General features: G+C 49.4%; 4 protein-coding genes. All 4 read left to right on the forward strand.

What is annotated here, in order from left to right; genetic code table 11:
* A partial coding sequence (locus H8S75_RS32250) for an Ig-like domain-containing protein (RefSeq protein ID WP_187024963.1) occupies window positions 1-618 on the forward strand: 618 nt, incomplete at its 5' end.
* 12 nt (window positions 619-630) lie between these two features.
* Complete coding sequence (locus tag H8S75_RS32255) at window positions 631-954, forward strand: PF13754 domain-containing protein (RefSeq protein ID WP_187024964.1); 324 nt, start codon at window positions 631-633, stop codon at window positions 952-954.
* Entirely contained in the window at window positions 951-1226 is a 276-nt protein-coding gene (locus H8S75_RS32260) for a hypothetical protein (protein ID WP_187024965.1), read from the forward strand. Before H8S75_RS32255 ends, H8S75_RS32260 begins: the two co-directional genes overlap by 4 nt.
* Window positions 1226-1477 (forward strand): hypothetical protein, encoded by a 252-nt coding sequence (locus H8S75_RS32265; RefSeq protein ID WP_187024966.1) that lies wholly within the window; start codon window positions 1226-1228, stop codon window positions 1475-1477. Before H8S75_RS32260 ends, H8S75_RS32265 begins: the two co-directional genes overlap by 1 nt.
* Window positions 1478-1609: the final 132 nt, after the last annotated feature.

Consider the following 1609-nt stretch of genomic DNA (forward strand, 5'->3'; position numbering starts at 1 on the left):
AAGCCAGCGATTCGCTGGAAGGTTACAGATAACGACTCTGGCGTCAATCCAGATACGATCGGTATTACCATTGACAGCGGCGGCAAGGTTACAGGCAGCGCCATTGTAAAGACGGCCATCACTGGTGGATATGATTGTACCTATACGCCGACTACCGCCTTGGCAGATGGCAGCCATACAATTAAGATCGATGCGTCCGATTATGACGGCAACGCCGCGGCCCAGAAGAGTGTCACCTTTAAGATCGACACTGTTCCGCCGACACTGTCTGTCACGGCTCCGGTAAATGGTTTGATTACGAATAAGGCAGCCTGCACTGTAACCGGTACGACCAATGACATCACGTCCAGCCCGGTAACCGTGACGGTTAAGCTTAACAGCGGATCAGCAGAAGCCGTGACGGTAGGGGCAGATGGTTCCTTCAGCAAGGCTCTGACGTTGGTGTCCGGAAGCAACACGATCACAGTTGTGGCGACAGACTCCGCGGGTAAGAGCACGACCGTAACCAGGACAGTGACACTCGATACCGTAGCCCCGACGATTAAGGCCGTAACGCTCACACCTAATCCGGTAGATGCTGGTAAGACCTACGTGATCAGCGTGGAGGTTACAGACTAAGGAGGCGATACCATGGCAGTAGCGCGTGTTTTTGGCCGTGTTGATGGCGCAGAGGTAATATTACAGCAGGCAGGCGGGGACCGGTGGAATGTGCCAGTCCCCCTTGACATTGACGGTGATTATGTCGTTGAGATCATGGTAGAGGACGAAGCAGGAAATCAGACGTATCTTTCAAAGATGCTTTATACCGTAGATGCCGGAAATATCTGCATTCATGCGCTGCCGTTACCAAAGTATATATTTGACCTCCTGCAGGTGCCGTATCAAATGGAGTCACAATTCACGAGGTATTTGTTTACTCGATTAATTCCAATATGTCAGGAGGTGGCGCTATGATACGTTTTATTTTGGGCGAAGACCGGCATGTAAAGTATTTCGTCCACTCAGTCAAGTCAGAATATTTTGTTGTTAAAGATGCCACCTACGAACTGATATATAATGGCGAAGTAGAGGCAACAGGAAGCTGCGAGGTGACCCAGGAGGAAACTGGAAGCTATGTAGACGCAAAACTTCAGCCAAAGTACCGGAGCAATCGTTACATTTTGGAAATCACGTTGATGATTGCAGATGAGGTTATTAAGAACCGGGAGCAGATGGAGGTGGTCTGATGGCGGTACGGATTGAAGCTGTGGAGTTAAGCCGGAATCCGGCTGCCGTCAAAGAGCGTCTTATTGTGAGCGTATCCATTGTTACACACGGATACCTGGGACGATCAACCAATGCTGAACTGGCTTCCTGTTCAAACGGGCAGTTAAGGCTGAGAGGAGAATCTGTTCCAACTTATGCACAGCTCCAGGAATACCGCCATTCTGCTCTTCACAGCATGACCCATCAGCAGATTGAATCCATGGAGGTGTAAAATGAATAGTAATGAGATGCTGCAGACAGTAAAGCAAAATCTACGGCTTGGTACAGAAGACCATGATCTGATCATCTCGGATCTGATTCTGACAGTCTGTGATTACTGTAACCTGGATCCAGATTGCGTACC

Origin of the sequence: Hungatella hominis, assembly GCF_014288005.1 — a bacterium.
In the GTDB taxonomy this organism is placed as follows: domain Bacteria; phylum Bacillota; class Clostridia; order Lachnospirales; family Lachnospiraceae; genus Hungatella; species Hungatella effluvii.